The following is a 946-nucleotide window of genomic DNA, read 5'->3' as shown; positions in this document are numbered from 1 at the left end:
TTCAGCTTGGCTGAACTGATGTAGTAACGATAAGTGAGTTCCGATTTTTTTCCTTTTACTTCCCGGTAACTTAGATTCATTCCAACGGTTTGCAGACCAACCCATTTACTAAAGTTTCCCTTCAGTTCGCTGGCGTCTTTTACATGGTAACTTCTTGCTTCTATTCGGCCTCGGTTCTTTTCTATGACAATCCCATCAAGAGGGCGACTTCGTTGCCCGGCAAATAACGCTTCTACTGCGTTGTATAACGTTCCCTGGTTTGCCTTAAGCGCCAACAGATAATCCCCATTCCCCTCTATCACTTGCTCTGCTATCGCCGTTTGACATCCCATCGCATCTATTGAAACCAGGGCGCCTTCAATATCCAGCAATCGAATCAGCTCTGGGATGGCTGTGATTTCATTCGATTTTTCCACGGTCTTCAGCTGCCCCAACACCACTTTGTTCGCACAAGCAAAGGCGTTCACCATATGGATGGTCGATTTTCTGTCTTCTGGTGCATAAGAGCTACGTAGCGTTTTGCCATCTATGGCAATCACTTCTCCCTGCGTTAGCTTGTGCACCGCTTGCATCCAGTCGATAAAACATTGCCTGAATTGTTCCGGAGCAATTTTGGAAATAATACGCGCTATCGTGTCATCTACCGGGACGCCATCACTTAAAAAACCTTGTTTCTGAAACCACTCGTGATGACCTTTAGCATAATCATGGATCTCCGACCATCCCTCTGCGCCTGCAATCACGCCACATAAGGTCACGAATAAAACATCAGATAAAGGATAGGTAACTTTTGCAGACTGACGGTTGTCGATGATGGTGTCAAAGTGTGTAGTAAAGAGTTCAAGGTACATGGCATGCTCCCAAAAAAGGAGTATATGATCACAACTAGATCAGATCGTCAAACTGATCGTTTATTGTTTAAAAAACGTTCGCGATCTCGCCCTGC

The 946-nt window shown here is 45.2% G+C and carries 1 protein-coding gene; it reads right to left on the bottom strand.

From position 1 onward, the window contains the following. The coding region (locus tag AAEZ22_RS18070) for an ISAs1 family transposase (RefSeq protein ID WP_352298350.1) at positions 1–851 on the bottom strand (851 nt) is incomplete at its 3' end. Positions 852–946: the final 95 nt, after the last annotated feature.

This window comes from Pseudoalteromonas sp. 20-MNA-CIBAN-0454, assembly GCF_040308685.1.
In the GTDB taxonomy this organism is placed as follows: Bacteria; Pseudomonadota; Gammaproteobacteria; order Enterobacterales; family Alteromonadaceae; genus Pseudoalteromonas; species Pseudoalteromonas nigrifaciens.
The sequence above is the reverse complement of the archived record's forward strand: the minus strand, read 5'-3'. Positions and strand labels throughout refer to the sequence as shown.